This is a genomic window from Nocardia suismassiliense (assembly GCF_900269665.1).
Lineage (GTDB): Bacteria > Actinomycetota > Actinomycetes > Mycobacteriales > Mycobacteriaceae > Nocardia > Nocardia suismassiliense.
The window spans coordinates 8,597,175-8,616,717 of the sequence record NZ_LT985361.1 but is presented as its reverse complement, the minus strand read 5'-3'; the positions used below and the strand labels follow the sequence as shown (position 1 = coordinate 8,616,717).

1 protein-coding gene (running past one end of the window) is annotated in these 19,543 nt (G+C 70.1%); it reads left to right on the top strand.

Going from position 1 to position 19,543, the window contains the following annotated elements:
* Positions 1–76 precede the first annotated feature (76 nt).
* On the top strand, positions 77–19,543 hold the 5' portion of the coding sequence (locus DBO33_RS38490) for a non-ribosomal peptide synthetase (protein ID WP_107659411.1). The gene runs 24,126 nt beyond the window's last position; only the first 19,467 of its 43,593 coding nucleotides appear in the window; its start codon is at positions 77–79; its stop codon lies beyond the right edge, outside the window.

The following is a 19,543-nucleotide window of genomic DNA, read 5'->3' as shown; positions in this document are numbered from 1 at the left end:
ACGCTGGGATAGGTGAGCGTCCTGTCCGGGTGTCGTCGGGGAGCGCTTGCGTGGTGTTCCGGAAGCGAGGTTACGGTTGGACCGGCTGGATTTCGGCGGAAACGGCGAAGCTGGTGGCGAACGGGCGCACGCTGGTTCGGACTACTTCCCGCTGTCTCCTGCACAGCTGGGCATCTGGTACGCGCAGCATGTCGACCCGCAGGTGCCGGTCAACATCGCGCAGTACGTAGACCTGCACGGTGTGCTGGATGTCGAGATCCTGAAACAGGCGAGCATCGACACCTCGCACGAGCTCGGTTCGGGCTTCCTGCGCATCATCGAACGCGACGGCGAGCCGTTGCAGTTCATCGATCACGGCATCGCCGACTACGACGACGTCACCTATGTAGACCTGCGTGACGAGGCCGATCCGGCCGCGGCCGCGATGGCGTGGATGCGCGCCGAGTACAGCCGCCCGATGGATCTGACCACCGACCGGCTGATCATGATCGCGGCGCTGCAACTGGCCGACGACCACTGGTACTGGTACTCGCGGGCGCATCACATCGCGCTCGACGGCTTCGGCGCCATGACCAACCTGAACCGGATCGCCGAGCTCTACACCGCCTACGTCAACGGCACCGAGCCGGCCGCGTCCAAGGCGACCGATCTGCACACGCTCTATGAGCAGGAGATCGCCTACCGCGAGAGCAAGCGCTTCGGCACCGACAAGGAGTACTGGGCCGAGCGGGTCGCCGGGCTGGAGGAGGGCACCAGCCTGACCGGCCGGTCCGCCCCGCCCGCCGCGATCAACGGCATCGCCAGCGCCGCGCTGTCCGACGAGCAGAACGCGCTGCTCGATGCGGCTGTGCGGCGCCATGATTCGTCGCCGGCCGGGCTGCTGCTGGCCGCGTTCGCTGGTTATCTGGCGCAGTGGAACGGCGTCGAGGACGTCATCCTGAGTCTGCCGGTGACCGCGCGTACTACCGCGGCGATGCGCCGCTCTGGTGGTGTCTCGTCGAACATCGTGCCGCTGCGGTTGCACGTCGGGCACGGTACGACCGTCGGGGAACTGCTCCAGCAGGTGACGGTGGCGGTGTCCGGTGCGCTGCGGCATCAGCGGTACCGGCACGAGGACATCCGCCGGGACGCGGCCGGTGACGGTGTGGTGACCACCGAGTTCTTCGGTCCGTGGGTCAACATCATGCTGTTCCACGACGAGCTGGTGATGGGCCCGATGGTCGGTCAGCTGCACGTGCTGTCCACCGGCAGCATCGAGGACCTCGGCGTCAACTTCTATCAGTCGGTCGCGGGCACCCGCTCGCACATCGACTTCGAGACCAACCCGAATCTCTACACCGAAGACGAAGCGCGGCGCCATCATTCGCGTTTCCTGGAGTTCTTCGACCGGTTCCTCGCGGCCGAGCAGGACGCCGCGATCTGGGCGCTGGACCTCACCACCGCGGCCGAGCGGGAGCGTTCGCTGCTGGAGTGGAACGACTCGGCCGAGGACGTGCCGGTCACCACGTTGTCCGCGCTGCTCGATGCGCAGATGCCGTTGGCGCCGAACAACATCGCTCTCGACTTCGAGGGCGCGACGCTGACCTACGCCGAGTTCGACGCGCGGGTCAACCGGCTGGCCAGGTACCTGATCGCCGACGGTGTCGGCCCGGAATCGCTGGTCGCGCTGGGTATGCGGCGGTCGTTGGAGCTGGTCGTCGGCATGCACGCGGTGCTGAAGGCCGGTGGCGCGTATGTGCCGATCGATCCGGATCATCCGGCCGATCGCACCGCCTACATCCTCGACAGCGCGGCACCGGTCTGTGTGCTGACGCTCTCGGCGGATGAGCTGGAACTGCCGGAGTCGGTGCGGCAGGTGCGGCTCGACACCCTGGATGTGTCGGGGTACTCCGCAGCGCCGGTGACCGACGCGGATCGGCTCGCGCCGCTGCGCCCGGACAACACCGCCTACGTCATCTACACCTCGGGTTCGACCGGTCGCCCCAAGGGCGTTGCGGTCACCCATCACGCGATCGTCAACCAGCAGCTGTGGATGCTCGACGAGTACCGGCTGACCGCCGAGGACGTGTACCTGCAGAAGACCGCGACCACGTTCGATGTGTCGCTGTGGGGTTACTTCCTGCCGTTGCTGGTCGGCGCGAAGCTGGTCATCGCCGCGCCGGACGGCCATCGCGACCCTCTCTACGTCGCGGACATGATCGAGCGGCACGGGGTCACCGTGACCGACTTCGTGCCGTCGATGCTGACGGTGTTCGTCGCGCACGCGACCCCGGCGCAATGTGCGACGCTGCGTGCCGTTTTCGTGATCGGCGAGGCACTGCCCCCGGAGACCGCCGCCGGTTTCCGCGCGATCACCTCGGCCGGCTTGCATAACCTGTACGGCCCCACCGAAGCCGCGGTCTCGGTGACCTACTGGGAGGCGACCGCCGCCGACACGGTCACCGTGCCGATCGGCATCCCGGAGTGGAATGTCTCGGTCTACGTGCTGGATTCGCGGCTGCGCCCGGCGGCCATCGGCGCACCGGGTGAGCTCTACCTGGGCGGGCGTCAGCTGGCCCGCGGGTATCGCGGCCGCCCGGATCTGAGCGCGGATCGTTTCGTCGCGAACCCGTTGTCCGCCAACGGCGAACGCATGTACCGCACCGGTGACCTGGTGCGCTGGAACGACGCGGGCACGCTGGAATACATCGGCCGCACCGACTTCCAGGTGAAGTTCCGTGGTCAGCGCATCGAGCTCGGTGAGATCGAGACCGATCTGCTGGCTCATCCGGCGGTCAGCCAGGCCGTGGTGCTGGTGATGGATACCGCCACCGGTCAGCAGTTGGTGGCGTATGTGGTTGCGGCGCCGGGGCATTCGGTCGATCCGACGGAGCTGACCAGGTTCGCGGCCGAGAAGCTGCCGAGCTACATGGTGCCCGCCTCGGTCATGGTGCTGGACGCCTTCCCACTCAACACCTCCGGCAAGCTGGACCGTAAAGCGTTGCCGGAGCCGGTGTTCAGCGTGGACGAGACCAGCTTCCGCGCGCCGCGTACCCAGGCCGAGCAGATCGTGGCGGGCATCTTCGCCGACGTGCTGAGCCAGGACCGCATCGGCATCGATGACAACTTCTTCGACCTCGGCGGCAACTCGCTGGTCGCGACCCAGGTGGTCTCGCGGATCGGCGTGGCGTTCGGTACCCAGATCGGGGTGCGGGCGCTGTTCGAGTCGCCGACCGTGGCCGGGATCGCCGCCCGCGCCGAAAACGCCACCGCCACCGAGGGTGCCAAGCCGCCGCTGGTGGCCCAGCAGCTGCCAGAGCGGGTGCCGCTGTCGCTGTCGCAGCAGCGGATGTGGTTCATCAACCAGTTCGACTCGACGGTGCCCGCCTACAACCTGCCGTTCGTGGTGCGGTTGCGCGGCCAGGTCGATCTGGACGCGTTGCAGGCCGCGCTGACCGACGTGGTCGCACGCCAGCAATCGCTGCGCACGATCTTCCCCGAGTCCGGTGACGGCGGCTACCAGCAGGTGCTGCCGATGGACCAGGTGGATCTGGGCATCACGGTCGAGCCGATCGCCGAGGCCGAACTGCAAGGTGTGCTCACCGCGTTCGCGTCCACCGGGTTCGACGTCTCCCGCGAGCTGCCGATCCGGGTGCGGGTCTACGCGGTGACCGGCGGCCGGGACAACGGTGTCGCCGACTACGCGGTCGCGTTCGTGGTGCATCACATTGCCGCGGACGGCTTCTCGTTCGGGCCGCTGGCCCGCGATGTGGCCGCCGCCTACCTCGCGCGCGCCGCGGGGCAGGCGCCGAGCTGGGCGCCGCTGCCGGTGCAGTACCAGGACTTCAGCGTCTGGCAGCGCGAGCTGCTCGGCGCCGAATCCGATCCAGGTTCGATGGCGGCCCGCGAAATCGCCTACTGGCGCAGGTCATTGGCCGGGCTGCCCGATCAGCTCGACCTGCCCACCGACCGCCCGCGCCCGCCGGTGCAGAGCTTCAGCGGCGGCCGGGTCAGCTTCGACATCGATGCCGAACTGCACCAGCGGCTTTCGGCCTTGGCCCGCGCCCAGGGCGTCAGCCTGTTCATGGTCATGCACGCCTCGCTGGCCGTGCTGCTGGCTCGCCTGTCCGGCACCGACGACATCGCCATCGGCACCCCGGTCGCCGGGCGTGGCGAGCAGGCCCTCGACGACCTGATCGGCATGTTCGTCAATACGCTGGTGCTGCGCTCGGAGGTCGACGGCAGCGAGCCGTTCACCGAATTCCTCGCGCGCACCAGGGAAACCGACCTCGCCGCGTTCGCGTTCGCCGACGTGCCGTTCGAGCGCCTGGTCGAGGTGCTCAACCCGACCCGCTCCCAAGCCAGGCATCCGCTGTTCCAGGTGATGCTCTCGTTCCAGGAAATGTCGCACGCGACACTGGAATTACCCGGGCTCTCGGTCACCGCCGACGAACTCGACGTCGACATCGCCAAGTTCGACCTGCAGTGGACCGTCACCGAAGAACGTGGCGCCCAAGGCGAACCGGCGGGCATGGCGACCGTGGTCTCCTTCGCCACCGACCTGTTCGACGCCGCCACCGTCGCCGAGTTCGGCCGCCGCTACCTGCGCGTGCTCGAAGCCGCCGTCAGCACACCGCAGGTTGCGGTGCGCGACATCGACATCCTCGACGACGCTGAGCGCACCACGGTGCTCACCGGCTGGAACCAGACCGCGCACGAACTGCCCGCGGCGACCGTTCTCGACCTGTTCCAGGAACAGGTCCGGCAACGGCCCGACGACATCGCCGTGCTGTTCGACGGCGGCACCCGCAGCGCAGGCGAGTTCGGCCCGCAGGTACAGCTGAGCTATGCCGAGTTCGCGGCTCGGGTGAATCGCCTGGCGCGCAAGCTGATCGCCGAGGGCGTCGGCCCGGAAACCTTGGTGGCCGTCGGTATCCGCCGCTCGGTGGACATGCTGATCGCCATCTACGCCACCATGACCGCGGGCGGCGGCTACGTGCCGATCGACCCCGATCACCCCGCCGAGCGCACCGAGTACGTGCTGGCCAACTCCACGCCGGTGTGCGTGCTGACCACCCTGTCCGATCACGTCAAGTCGGCCGACTGCCCGGTACTCGCCCTCGACACTTTGGATTTGAGCGAGTTCGGCGACGAGCCGGTCACCGACGCCGAGCGGCGCGGGCCGCTGCGCCCCGCGAACACCGCCTACGTGCTCTACACCTCCGGCTCCACCGGCCGGCCCAAGGGTGTGGCGGTCAGCCACGCCAGCGTGCTCAACCAGATCGCCTGGATCACCAGCGAATACCGCATCGGCCCCGCCGATGTGATCCTGCAGAAGACCCCCGTCACCTTCGACGTGTCGGTGTGGGAACTGTTCGGCACCTTGGCCGTCGGCGCCCGCATGCTCATCGCCGCACCCGACGGGCACCGCGATCCGATGTACCTGTCGGAGATCATCGGCCGCCACCACGTCACCATGACCTCGTTCGTGCCGTCGATGCTCTCGGTGTTCGCCGGTGCCGCGTCGACCGCCGAATGTGCCTCGCTGCGTGCGGTTCTGGTCGCCGGTGAGGCGCTGCCGCCCGCCACCGTCACCGCGTTCCGGCAGTTCTCCACCGCCGCGATGCACAACCTGTACGGCCCGACCGAGTTCACCGTGCACGCCACCGCCTGGCACCTCAACGAGGTGGCCCCCAGCTCGGTGCCGATCGGCCGCCCGGTGTGGAACGCACAGGCCTACGTGCTCGACGCGGGCCTGGCCCCGGTCCCGGTCGGTGTGCCCGGCGAGCTGTACCTGGGCGGCGTGCAGACCGCCCGCGGCTACCACGGCCGCCCCGACCTGAGCGCGGAACGCTTCGTCGCCGATCCGTTCGGCGCGCCCGGCGCCCGGCTCTACCGCACCGGTGACCTGGTGCGCTGGGTCGAGCCGCGCGATCCCGAGGTCGGCGCCGCGGGCGTGCTGGAATACATCGGCCGCACCGACTTCCAGGTGAAGTTCCGCGGCCAGCGCATCGAGCTCGGCGAGATCGAGGCCGCGCTGCTCGACCACCCGGCCGTCACCCAGGCGGTCGTGCTCGTCATGGACACCGTCGCGGGCGATCAGCTCGTCGCCTACGTGGTCACCCCGGCGGGCCCGGTCGACATCGACAACATCAAGAACGCGCTGCATCGCACGCTGCCCGCCTACATGGTGCCGTCGGCGATCGTGGTGCTGGAGGCGTTCCCGCTCAACCCGAGCGGCAAGCTGGACCGCAAGGCGCTGCCCGCGCCGGTGTTCGAGGTGCGCGAATTCCGGGCGCCGACAACGCCGATCGAGGAGATCGTCGCGCAGATCTTCGGCGAGGTGCTCGGCATCAATCGAGTCGGCGTCGACGACGACTTCTTCGAGCTCGGCGGCAACTCGCTGATCGCGACCCAGGTCGCCTCGCGCCTCGGTATCGCGTTGGACACCCGGGTGCCGGTGCGCATGCTGTTCGAGGCGTCCACCGTGGCCGCGCTCGCGGCCCGGGTCGAGTCGCACGCCGGTGACGGCGCGCGCAAGGCGCTGGTGGCCCGCAACCGCCCCGAGGAGGTGCCGCTGTCGCTCGCCCAGCAGCGCATGTGGTTCCTCAACCGGTTCGACACCGCCTCGGCGGTCAACAACATCCCGGTCGCCATCCGGCTCTCCGGCGATCTCGACGTGGCCGCGCTGCAGGTCGCGGTCATCGACGTGATCGACCGGCACGAGTCGCTGCGCACCGTGTTCCCGGAGACCAAGACCGGCCCGGTGCAGGTGGTGCTGGACGCGGCGCAGATCGTGCCCGACCTGACGCCGGTGCCGGTGACCGAGCACAACCTGATCGACCACCTGGTCCAGCTCGCCTCGATGGCGTTCGACGTGACCAACGAAGTGCCGTTGCACGCAAGGCTTTTCGAGATCAGCGAGACCGAGTACGTGCTCGGCATGGTGGTGCACCACATCTCCGCCGACGGCTGGTCGATGGGCCCGCTGGCCCGCGACGTGATGGTGGCCTACGCCGCGCGCACCTCGTGGGAGGCGCCGGCCTGGTCGGCGCTGCCCGTCCAGTACGCGGACTACGCGCTGTGGCAGCGCGAGGTGCTCGGCTCCGAGGACGACCCGAGTTCGCTGATCTCCAACCAGATTCGGTACTGGACCCGCGAACTCGCCGATCTGCCCGACGAATTGGTGCTGCCCTCGGATCGGCCGCGGCCCGCCGCCGCGTCCTATCGCGGCGGTACCTACCCGTTCGTCATCTCCGGGGAGACCCAGCGCGCGCTGGTCGATCTGGGCCGCAGGCACAACGCCTCGCTGTTCATGGTGATGCACAGCGCGCTGGCCGTGCTGCTGGCCCGCGCCAGCGGCACCGCCGATATCGCCATCGGCACCCCGGTGGCCGGGCGCGGTGAGGCCGCGCTGGACGACCTGATCGGCATGTTCGTCAATACGCTCGTGCTGCGCACCGACGTCGACGGCGCGGCCAGCTTCGCGGACCTGCTCGCGCAGGCCAGGGAGAAGGATCTGCACGCCTTCGCGCACGCGGACGTGCCGTTCGAGCGGCTGGTCGAGGTGCTCAACCCGGCGCGCTCGCAGGCGCGGCATCCGCTGTTCCAGGTGATGCTGACCTTCCAGAACACCAGGCAGGCCAGCCTGGAACTGCCGGGCCTCTCGGTCAACGGCGTCGACTACGACGCGCGCCTGGCTAAGTTCGACCTGCAGCTGACTTTGCAGGAGACCCAGGACGAGCTGGGCGACGCGGCCGGTATGTCGGCCGAATTCTCCTACGCCGAAGACCTTTTCGACCCGGACACCGTGGCCGCCTTCGCGCGGCGACTGGACCGCGTGCTCGCCGCGGTCACCGCCGACCCGACGGTGCCGATCGGCGACATCGATCTGCTCGCGCCCGAAGAGCAGGCGCAGGTGCTGGTCGACTGGAACGACACCGCGCATCCGGTACCCGCCGAGACGCTGGTCTCGCTGTTCGACGCGCAGGCCGCGGCCACGCCGGACGCGGTGGCGCTGGTCTTCGACGAGGAACGGCTCACCTACCGGGAACTGCAGGTGCGGGCCAACCGCATCGCCAGGCAGCTGATCAAGGCCGGTGTCGGACCGGAATCGCTTGTCGCCCTGTCGATCCGCCGCTCCAACGAGCTGGTCATCGCGATGTACGCGGTGCTGCAGACGGGTGCGGCCTACGTGCCGCTGGACCCGGATCAGCCCGCCGACCGGATCAACCACATCGTGGACACCGCGCGCCCGCGGATGATCCTGTACCGGTCCGCCGACGGGTTCGGCATCGACCTGCAGCGTGAGGTCTCGGTCATCGCGATCGAGGGCATCGAGGGCGTGCCGGGCATGGCCGCCTCCAGCGGTGCGCCGATCACCGATGCCGAACGCACCCGGCCACTTCGGCCGGACAACACCGCCTACGTCATCTTCACCTCGGGGTCGACCGGGCGACCGAAGGGCGTGGCGGTCAGCCATGCCGCGATCGTCAACCGGCTGCTGTGGATGCAGCACGAGTACCCGATCGGGCCCGCCGACGCCGTGCTGCAGAAGACGCCCGCCACCTTCGACGTGTCGGTGTGGGAGTTCTTCTGGCCCTTGCAGACCGGCGCCCGCCTGGTCGTCGCGAAGCCGGACGGCCATCGCGACCCGGTGTATCTCGCCCAGCTCATCGCCGAGCAGGGCATCACCACGGCGCACTTCGTGCCGTCGATGCTGTCGGTGTTCGTCTCCACCCTCGGCACCGAGTCCGGCGACGCGGACGGCTACCCGTCCTCGCGGCTGCGGCAGGTGTTCGCCTCCGGTGAGGCGCTGCCCGCGCAGACCGCGCAGCGGCTGCGCGAGCTGACCGGCGCCAGGCTGCACAACCTGTACGGCCCGACCGAGGCCGCCGTCGACGTCACGTATCACGAAGCGACGGACGCGGATACGGTCTCGGTGCCGATCGGCAGGCCGGTGTGGAATACGCGCGTCTTCGTGCTCGATGCCAGGTTGCACCCCGTCGCACCGGGTGTCGCGGGTGAGCTCTATCTCGCGGGCGATCAGCTGGCCGTCGGCTATCTCGGCCGGGCGGACCTGACCTCGGATCGTTTCGTCGCCAATCCGTACGGCGCCCCTGGCGCGCGGATGTACCGCACCGGTGACCTCGTTACCTGGACGGTCGACGGCGAGCTGGAGTACTTGGGCCGCACCGACTTCCAGGTGAAGCTGCGCGGTCTGCGGATCGAGCTCGGCGAGATCGAGGCCGCGCTGCTCGCGCAGCCCGGTGTCGCGCAGTCGGTCGTCGTGGTGCGCACCGACCCGCACGCCGGCGATCAGCTGGTGGGTTACGTTGTCGCCGAATCGGATTCGGTGATCGACCCGGACGCGGTCAAGGCCGCCTTGGCCGAATCGCTGCCCGGCTACATGATTCCGGCCGCGCTGGTCGTGCTCGACTCCTTCCCGGTCAACGCCAGCGGCAAGCTCGATCGCAAGGCGCTGCCCGCTCCGGTGTTCGAGGCCAAGCGTTTCCGTGCGCCCGCCACCCCGATCGAGGAGATCGTCGCGGAGGTCTTCGCCGAGCTGCTCGGGCTGCCGCGCGTCGGCGTGGACGACGACTTCTTCGAGCTCGGCGGCAACTCGCTGGTCGCCACCCAGGTGGTGGCGCGGCTGAGCGCGGCGCTGGACACCGAGGTCGGTGTGCGGGCGCTGTTCGAGGCGCCGACGGTGGCCGCGCTGGCCGCCCGGGTCGAGTCGCGGGCGGGCACCGGTGCGCGCCAGGCGCTGACGGCACAGGTGCGCCCCGAGCACCCGCCGCTCTCGCTGGCGCAGCAGCGGATGTGGTTCCTCAACCGCTTCGACGCCGACTCCGCCGCCAACAACATTCCGGCCGCGGTGCGGCTGGAGGGTGCGCTGGATCTGGACGCGCTGCGTGGCGCGGTCGCCGACGTGGTCGCGCGGCACGAATCGCTGCGCACCGTCTACCCGTCCCAGGACGGCCTCGCCTACCAGCGGGTGCTGCCCGCCACCAGGGCGATTCCCGACCTGGAGGTCTTCCCGGTCGCCGAGGGCCAGTTGCTCGGCGCCATGTACGAATTCGTCGAGCGTGGCTTCGACGTGACGGCCGAGCCGCCGGTGCGGCTGCGCGCCTACCAGCTCGGCGACCAGGATTATGTCCTGGTGGTCGTGGTGCACCACATCGCGGCGGACGGCTTCTCGATGCGCCCGCTGGTTCGCGACCTGATGACCGCCTACGTGGCGCGCACCTCGGCCGTCGAGCCGGGCTGGCCGCCGCTCGCGGTCCAGTACGTGGATTTCGCGCTGTGGCAGCGGCAGACGCTCGGCTCCGAGGACGATCCGCCCTCGCTGATCTCCGAGCAGCTCGACTACTGGCGCACCGCGCTCGCCGGCCTGCCCGACGAGCTGCGCCTGGCCGGGCGTCCCCGGCCCGCCGTCGCGTCGTATCAGGCTGCGACACACCGCTTCCGGGTGCCCGGCGAGCTGATCGACGAGCTGAACCGGGTCGCGCACGCGCACGGCACCACGCTGTTCATGGTGGTGCACAGCGCCTTCGCGGCACTGCTCGCCCGGCTCAGCGGCTCCGACGACATCGCCATCGGCATCCCGGTGGCGGGTCGTGGCGAGCAGGCCCTCGACGACCTGGTCGGCATGTTCGTCAACACCCTGGTGTTGCGGGCTGAGGTCGACACCGACGCGTCGTTCGCCGACCTGCTCGCGCAGGTCCGTGAGCGCGACCTGCAAGCCTTCGCGCACGCCGACGTGCCGTTCGAGCGGCTGGTCGAGGTGCTCAACCCGGCTCGTTCGCAGGCGCGGCATCCGTTGTTCCAGGTGATGCTCTCGTTCCAGAACCTGGGCCGCGCGTCGCTCGAGCTGCCGGGCCTGACGGTGTCCGAGCTCGGCATCGACCAGCCGACCGCGAAGTTCGACCTGCAGCTCACGCTGAGCGAGGTGCAGGGCACCGAAGCGGCGATGGACGCCGAACTGCTCTACGCCACCGACCTTTTCGACGTCGCCTTCGCGAACACCTTCGCCGAGCGCTTCCTGCGCGTGCTCGGCGGTGTCGCCGCCGCACCGACGGCGGCCGTGGGCGATATCGAACTGCTGGACCCGGCCGAACGTGCGCTGGTCGTCGAGCAGTGGAACGACACCGAATTCCCGGTGGACGCGGCCCTGACCTCGCCGGTCGGCGACGCCGCCGCGACCCTGGTCTCGCTGTTCGAAGCACAGGTCGCGCGCACGCCCGACGCGCACGCGGTGACCTTCGAGGGGACAAGTCTGTCCTACGCCGAGTTCGCCGGCCGGGTGCACCGCCTGGCGCGCTGGCTCAAGAAGAACGGCGTCGGCCCGGAATCGTATGTGGCGCTGGGCATGCGGCGCTCGATCGATCTGGTCGTCGGCATGTACGCGGTGAACGCGGCGGGCGGCGCCTACGTGCCGCTCGACCCGGATCACCCGGCCGAGCGCACCGACTACATCCTGGAGACCGCGCGCCCGGTGTGCGTGCTGACCTCCGGTTCCGACCTGGAGTCGACGGGCTCGCGCCAGGTGCGCATCGATCAGCTCGACCTGTCCGAGTTCTCCGACGCGCCGCTGACCGACGCGGACCGGCACAAGCCGCTGCGCCCGGCCAACACCGCCTACGTGATCTTCACCTCGGGCTCGACCGGCCGCCCGAAGGGTGTCGCGGTCTCGCACGCGGCCATCGTCAACCGCCTGGTCTGGATGCACGCGGAGTACGGCCTCGCGGCCTACGACGTGGTGCTGCAGAAGACACCGGCCACCTTCGACGTGTCGGTGTGGGAGTTCTTCTGGCCCTTGCAGGTCGGCGCCCGCCTGGTGGTCGCCAAGCCGGACGGCCACCGCGACCCCGCCTACCTGGCGCGCCTGATCATCGAGGAGCGCGTCACCACGGTGCACTTCGTGCCGTCGATGCTCTCGGTGTTCGTCGCCGAGGAGCGGGCGGCCGAATGCGGCAGTCTGCGTAACGTTTTCGCCTCCGGTGAGGCGCTGCCCGCAGTCACCGCGCAGCGGTTGCGCGCGCTGACCGGCGCCCGGCTGCACAACCTGTACGGCCCCACCGAGGCCGCGGTCGACGTCACCTTCCACGAGGTGACCGAGGCGGACACCAGCTCGGTGCCGATCGGCGCGCCGGTGTTCAACACCCAGGTGTACGTGCTGGATTCGCGGCTGCGGCCCGTTCCGGTCGGCGTGCCCGGCGAGCTGTATCTGGCCGGTGCGCAGCTGGCCCACGGCTATGTGGCCCGCCCGGATCTCACCACCGAGCGGTTCATCGCGAACCCGTTCGGCGAGGCCGAGCGCATGTACCGCACCGGCGACCTGGTCTCCTGGACCGCGGACGGCGAACTGGAGTACTTGGGCCGCACCGACTTCCAGGTGAAGCTGCGCGGTCTGCGGATCGAGCTCGGCGAGATCGAGAACGCGCTCACCGCACTGGAATCGGTGGCGCAGGCGGTGGTGCTGGTGCGCACCGACGAGCGGACCGGCGACCAGCTCGTCGCGTACGTGGTCGGCAACCCGGACCGCGCGTTGGACGTCGAGTCGGTCAAGGCCGCGCTCGGCGTGCAGCTGCCCGCGTACATGGTGCCCTCGGCCTACGTGGAGCTCGACGAGTTCCCGCTGAACCCCTCCGGCAAGCTGGACCGCAAGGCGCTGCCGGAACCGACGTTCGCGGCCAAGACCTTCCGCGCGCCGAGCACCCCGGTGCAGGAGATCGTCGCCGACACCTTCGGCACCGTGCTCGGGGTCGAGCGGGTCGGCCTGGACGACGACTTCTTCGAGCTGGGTGGCAACTCGCTGGTGGCCACCCAGGTGGCCGCGCGACTCGGCGAGGCGCTGGATACCCAGGTCCCGGTGCGTGTGCTGTTCGAGGCGTCGACTGTCGCCGCGCTCGCCGCCCGGGTGGAAACTGCTGCGGGACAGGGCGGCCGGGCGCCGCTGGTGCCGCAGGAGCGCACCGATCTGGTGCCGCTGTCGCTCGCCCAGCAGCGGATGTGGTTCCTCAACCGGTTCGACAACCGCACGGCGGTCAACAACATCCCGGTCGCCATCCGGCTCACCGGCGACCTCGATGTCGCGGCGCTCAATGCCGCGATCGGCGACGTGCTGGCCCGCCACGAGGCGCTGCGCACCGTCTACCCCGAGCTGGAAGGCACCGGCTACCAGCACATTCTGCCCGTCTCCGAGGTGTCGTTCACGGTCACCGCCGAGCCGGTCACCGCCGCCGAGCTGCCCGCGCGCATCGTCGAGCTGGCGAGCTACCACTTCGACGTCACCCGCGAGATCGCCTTCCGCGCAAGCCTGCTCAGTACTGATGAGCGCAATCACGTTGTGGTGCTGGTCATGCACCACATCAGCGCCGACGGCTTCTCGCTGCGGCCGCTGCTGCGTGACGTGGTTGTCGCCTACAGCGAGCGCACCCGTGGCGAGACACCCGCCTGGGCGCCCCTGGACGTGCAGTACGCCGACTACGCGCTGTGGCAGCGCGACGTGCTCGGCGTCGAGCACGATCCGGAGTCGGTGGCCGCCCAGCAGATCGCCTACTGGGTCGAGCAGCTGCGCGATCTGCCCGATCAGATCGAGCTGCCCGCCGACCGCCCCCGGCCGGAGATCGCCTCCAACGTCGGTGGCACGCATGGCTTCTCCGTCGATGCCGAACTGCACGCCGCACTGGCCGAGCTGGCCCGCCGCCGCGGCGTCACGCTGTTCATGGTCGTGCACGCCGCGCTGGCCGCGTGGGCGGGCAGGCTGTCCAACAGCACCGATATCGCCATCGGCACCCCGATCGCCGGACGTGGCGAACGGGCGCTGGACGACCTGGTCGGCATGTTCGTCAACACGCTGGTACTGCGCAGCGAGGTCGACCCGGCCGCGCGGTTCAGCGACCTTCTCGAGCAGGTGCGCCGGACCGACCTGGCCGCCTTCGGCAATGCCGACGTGCCGTTCGAGCGGCTGGTCGACGTGATCAGCCCGGCCCGCTCGCAGGCGCACCACCCGCTGTTCCAGGTCGCGCTGACCTTCGAGGCGGCCTCGGCCGCCGAGATGGGCACCGTGCAGTTGCCCGGCCTCGACCTCGACGTCGTCGAATTCGACCCGGGCACCGCGAAGTTCGACGTGCAGCTGACCGTGGGCGAGACCGCGGACGGCGCGCTGGCCATGTCCTGGAACTACGCCACCGAACTGTTCGATCCGGAGACGGTGGCCTCGTTCGCCGACCGCCTGGTGCGCGTGCTGCAGACCGTCGCCGAGGACCCCGAGATCGCCGTCGGCGATATCGATCTGCTCGGTGAGGCCGAGCGCCTCGATGTCTCCCAGCGCTGGGTGTCGTCCGGAATGGACGGCGGCGCAGGTCTTTTCGGGGATCCCGAGACCACGCTGGTGACCGTGTTCGACGCGGCCGTCGCCGCGCACCCGAACCGCATCGCGGCCCGCTTCGGCGTCGAGACGCTGACCTACAGCGAGCTGGACCGGCGCGCGAATGTGCTGGCGCGCAGGCTGATCGCGGACGGCGCCGGGCCGGAGTCGCTGGTGGCGGTGATCCTGCCGCGCTCGCTCGATCTGGTGGTCGCGCTGGTCGCGGTGGTGAAGACGGGCGCGGGTTATGTGCCGGTCGATCCGACCTACCCGGCCGAGCGCATCGCCTACGTGCTCGCCGATTCCCAGCCGACCAGCGTGATCCTGGACTCGACGGTCCAGGTGACGGTGCCGGTGCACCTGCCGAGCGTGGTGCTGGACGGTTTCGCCGTGGAGACCGGCAATATCGAGGACGCCGACGACGCGCCGATCACCGACGCCGACCGGAACGCGGCGCTCTCGCCCGACCATGTCGCGTACGTGATCTACACCTCCGGCTCGACCGGCCGCCCGAAGGGAGTCGCGGTCGCGCACCGGAATGTGGTGCGGCTGTTCGCGAATACCGATCGGGACTTCGGTTTCGGCCCCGACGATGTGTGGACGCTGTTCCACTCCTACGCCTTCGACTTCTCGGTGTGGGAGCTGTGGGGCCCGCTGCTGTTCGGCGGCACCCTCGTGGTGGTCGACTACTACACCTCGCGCTCGCCCGAGCAGTTCCTGGAACTGCTGCGCGCCGAACGGGTCACGGTGCTCAACCAGACCCCGTCCGCGTTCTACCAACTGGCCGAGGCGGATCGCAACGCCGCGCCGGATGCCGCACCGCTGGCCCTGCGCTACGTGGTGTTCGGCGGCGAGGCCCTGGAACTCCGCAGGCTGTCGGATTGGGTTGCCCGTCACGGTGATTCAGCACCGCTGCTGGTCAATATGTATGGCATCACCGAGACCACGGTGCACGTGTCCTACCGCGCGCTGGATGCCGCGACCATCGCGGCCGCCTCCGGCAGCGTGGTCGGCCGGGCCATCGCGGGCCTGCGGGTCTACGTGCTCGACAACCGGTTGCGGCCGGTCCCGGTCGGTGTCGCGGGCGAAATGTATGTCGCGGGACCGCAATTGGCGCGCGGCTACCTCGGCCGCCCCGATCTGTCGGCCACCCGGTTCGTCGCCAACCCGCTCGGCGGCTCCGACGCGGCGGGCTCGCGCCTGTACCGCTCCGGTGACCTCGCGCGCTGGAACCGCTTCGGTGAGCTCGAATACCTGGGCCGCGCCGACGATCAGGTGAAGGTGCGCGGCTTCCGCATCGAGCTCGGCGAGATCGAGTCCGCCATCCTGGCCCAGCCGGGCATCGCCCAGGCGGCGGTCATCGTGCGCGAGGACCAGCCGGGCGATCAGCGGATCGTGGCCTACGTGGTGGCCGAGCCCGACGTGGTCCCGGTGCTCGATCACGTTCGTGACGGCGCCGCCGAGCGGCTGCCGTCGTACATGGTGCCCTCCGCGCTGGTGCGGCTCGAGTGGATTCCGTTGACGGTCAACGGAAAGCTCGATCGGCGTGCGCTGCCCGCGCCCGCCGTGCAGGCCCGCGCCTTCCGCGCGCCGGTCACCCCGGGGCAGGAGACCGTGGCCGCGGTGTTCGCCGAGGTGCTCGACCTGCCGCGGGTCGGCGTCGACGACGACTTCTTCGAACTCGGCGGCAACTCGCTCATCGCCACCAGGGTGGTCTCCCGCATCGGTGCCGCGCTCGGCACCACGGTCGCGGTGCGCGCGCTGTTCGAGGCGCCCACTGTGGCGGCGCTGGCCGCCAGGGTGGAGTCGCACGCCGACGGTGCCGCCCGCGCCCGCCTCGTCGCCCGGCCCCGGTCGGCCGACGCGCTGGTGCCGCTGTCGTTCGCGCAGCAGCGCATGTGGTTCCTGAACAAGTACGACACCTCCTCGGCGGCCTACAACCTGCCGATCGCCATCCGGCTGACCGGTGCGCTCGACGTGGCCGCGCTGCGGCTCGCGGTGGCCGACGTGGTGCGCAGGCACGAGTCGCTGCGCACCCGCTACCCGGAGCACGGTGGCACCCCGGTCCAGGTGATCGTGCCCGCCGAGAACATCGCGCTAGACCTGCACCCGGTGCAGGTGGATCCGGCCGACCTGACCGCCGTGGTGACCGACTTCGTCACCACCGGATTCGATGTGGCCGAACAGGTTCCGTTGCGCACCCGGCTCTACAGCGCGGGCCCGGACGAGCACGTGCTCGTCGTCGTGGTGCACCACATCGCGGCCGACGGTTTCTCCATGGGACCGCTGACCCGCGACGTGATGCTCGCCTACTCGGCCCGCACCCAGGACAGCGCGCCCGGCTGGGCGCCGCTGGCCGTGCAGTACGCCGACTTCGCGGTCTGGCAGCGCGAGGTGCTCGGCACCGAGGACGATCCGGACTCGCTGATGGCGCGCCAGGTGGCGCACTGGCAGCGCGTGCTCGACGGTGTCCCGGACGAGCTGACCCTGCCCGCGGACCGGCCGCGCCCGGCGATCGCCTCGCTGCGCGGCGCGACGCTGCACCGCGAGCTGCCCGCCGAGCTGATCGCCGCGCTGGAAGACATTGCGCGCCAACGCGGTGCGTCGCTGTTCATGGTGCTGCACGGCGCGCTCACCGTGCTGCTGTCGCGGCTGTCCGGCGCGGACGACATCACCGTCGGCACGCCGATCGCGGGCCGCGGCGAGCAGGCGCTCGACGACCTGGTCGGCATGTTCGTCAACACCCTGGTGCTGCGCACCGGGATCGACGCCGGTGAATCGTTCACCGAGCTGGTCGATCGGGTGCGGCGCACCGACCTCGATGCCTACGGCAATGCCGACGTGCCCTTCGAACGACTGGTGGAGCTGCTCGCACCGGAACGCTCGCAGGCGCGTAACCCGCTGTTCCAGGTGATGCTGGCCTTCCAGAACCTGGACCGCACCACCCTCGAACTGCCGGGTCTGTCGGTGTCGGCGCTCGATCTCGAAGAGAACGTGGCGCGCTTCGACCTGCAGTTCACGCTCTCGGAGCAGGGCGAACCCGGCACGGCGGGCATGGCGTTGGCGCTCACCTACGCCACCGACCTGTTCGACGAGTCGACCGCCGCCGAGATCGCGCAGCGCTGGCAGCGGGTGCTCGAGGCGATCGCCGCGAACCCGGCCGTCGCGGTCGGCCGGATCGACGTGCTCGACGCCGCCGAGCGGGCCGACCTGACCGCGCGCACCGGCGCGTTGGCCACGCCGCCGCGCACGCTGCCGGAGCTGCTGGCCGAGGCCGCCGCCATCGACCCTGCGGCCCCCGCCGTCGTATTCCAGGGCAGGACCACGTCCTACGCCGAGCTCGACGAACGCTCGAACCGGTTGGCCCGCTTGCTGATCGAGCGTGGTCTCGGTACCGAGGACCTGGTCGCGGTCGCGGTACCGCGCTCGGACGACTCGTACTTCGCCGAATGGGCGGTCGCCAAGTCCGGCGCGGCGTTCGTGCCGATCGACCCGACCTACCCGGCCGACCGCATCGCACACATGGTCACCGATTCGGGCTCCCCGGTCGGCCTGACCGTCACCTCGGTGCGCGCCGACCTGCCGGACTCGGTCGAGTGGCTGGTGCTGGACGAGCTGCAGCTGTCCGGCTTCGACGCGGCCGCGATCACCGACGCCGATCGGGTGCGGCCGGTCAGTCCGGTGCACCCCGCCTATGTCATCTACACCTCCGGTTCCACCGGTGTGCCCAAGGGTGTCGTGGTCACCCACGCCGGCCTCGCCAACTTCCGGGACGAGCAGAACGCTCGGTACGACGTCGACTCGTCTACGCGCGCATTGCATTTCGCGTCGCCGAGCTTCGACGCCTCGATCCTCGAGTTCCTGCTGGCGATCGGCCGCGGCGGCACCCTGGTGGTCTGCCCGCCCGGTGTGTACGGCGGCGAGGAACTGGCCGAGCTGATCCGCGCCGAGCGCGTCACGCACGCGTTCATCACGCCGTCGGTGCTCGCCTCGCTCGATCCGGCCGCGCTGGCCGACATGCGGGTGATCGTCGCCGGTGGTGAGGCGGTCCCCGCCGATCTGGTCACCAAGTGGGGTGGCGCGCCGGACGGTTCGGGCCGGCGCTTCCACAACGGCTACGGCCCGACCGAGACCACCATCATGACCAACATCAGCGACGCGCTGACGCCGGGCGATCTGGTCACCATCGGTGGCCCGACCCGCGGCATGCAGTCGCTGATCCTGGACGCCCAGCTCCGGCCCGTGCCGGTGGGTGTCGCAGGTGAGCTCTATCTGTCGGGCATCCAGCTGGCTCGCGGCTATCACGCGCGTCCCGGCCTGACCGCCGACCGTTTCGTGGCGAATCCGGCGGTTCCCGGCGCGCGGATGTACCGCACCGGTGACGTGGTCCGCTGGACCCGCACCGGCGAGGTCGAGTACGTCGGCCGGTCCGACTTCCAGGTCAAGGTGCGTGGTTTCCGCATCGAGCTCGGCGAGATCGACGCGGCCCTGGCCGCGCACGAGAACGTCGCCTTCGCGGTCACCGTCGGCCACAAGGGTTCGGCCGGTGCCACCTCGCTGGTGTCGTATGTCGTTGCGGCACCGGGTCGTTCGATCGACGTCGCGGCGCTGACCGCCTTTGTCGAGGACCGGCTGCCCGCGTACATGGTGCCGTCCTCGATCATGGTGATCGATCGGGTACCGCTCACCCCGGTCGGCAAGCTGGACCGAAAGGCGTTGCCGGAGCCGGTGTTCGCGACCGAGGTCGTGTTCCGGGCGCCGCGTACGCCGGTCGAGCAGACCATCGCCGAGGTGTTCGCCGAGGTGCTCGGCGTGGAGCGGGTCGGCGTCGACGACTCGTTCTTCGCACTGGGCGGCGACAGCATCGTCTCCATCCAGCTGGTCTCGCGGGCCAAGGCGCGCGGCGTGGTCTTCAGCCCACGGCACGTCTTCGAGCAGCGCACCGTGGCCGGGCTGGCGGCGGTGGCCGAGACCGCCGACGCCGCGGCGGCTTCGGCCGTGGTGCTCGCCGAACTGCCCGGTGGTGGCGTCGGCCCGATGCCGCTGACCCCCGTGGTGCGCTTCATGGCGGAGCGGCGCGGCTCGTTCAACCGGTTCAACCAGACCCTCGCGCTGGAACTGCCGGTCGGCATCGACCGGGCAGGCATCGTCGCGACCGTCGGCGCGGTGATCGACCGGCACGACATGCTG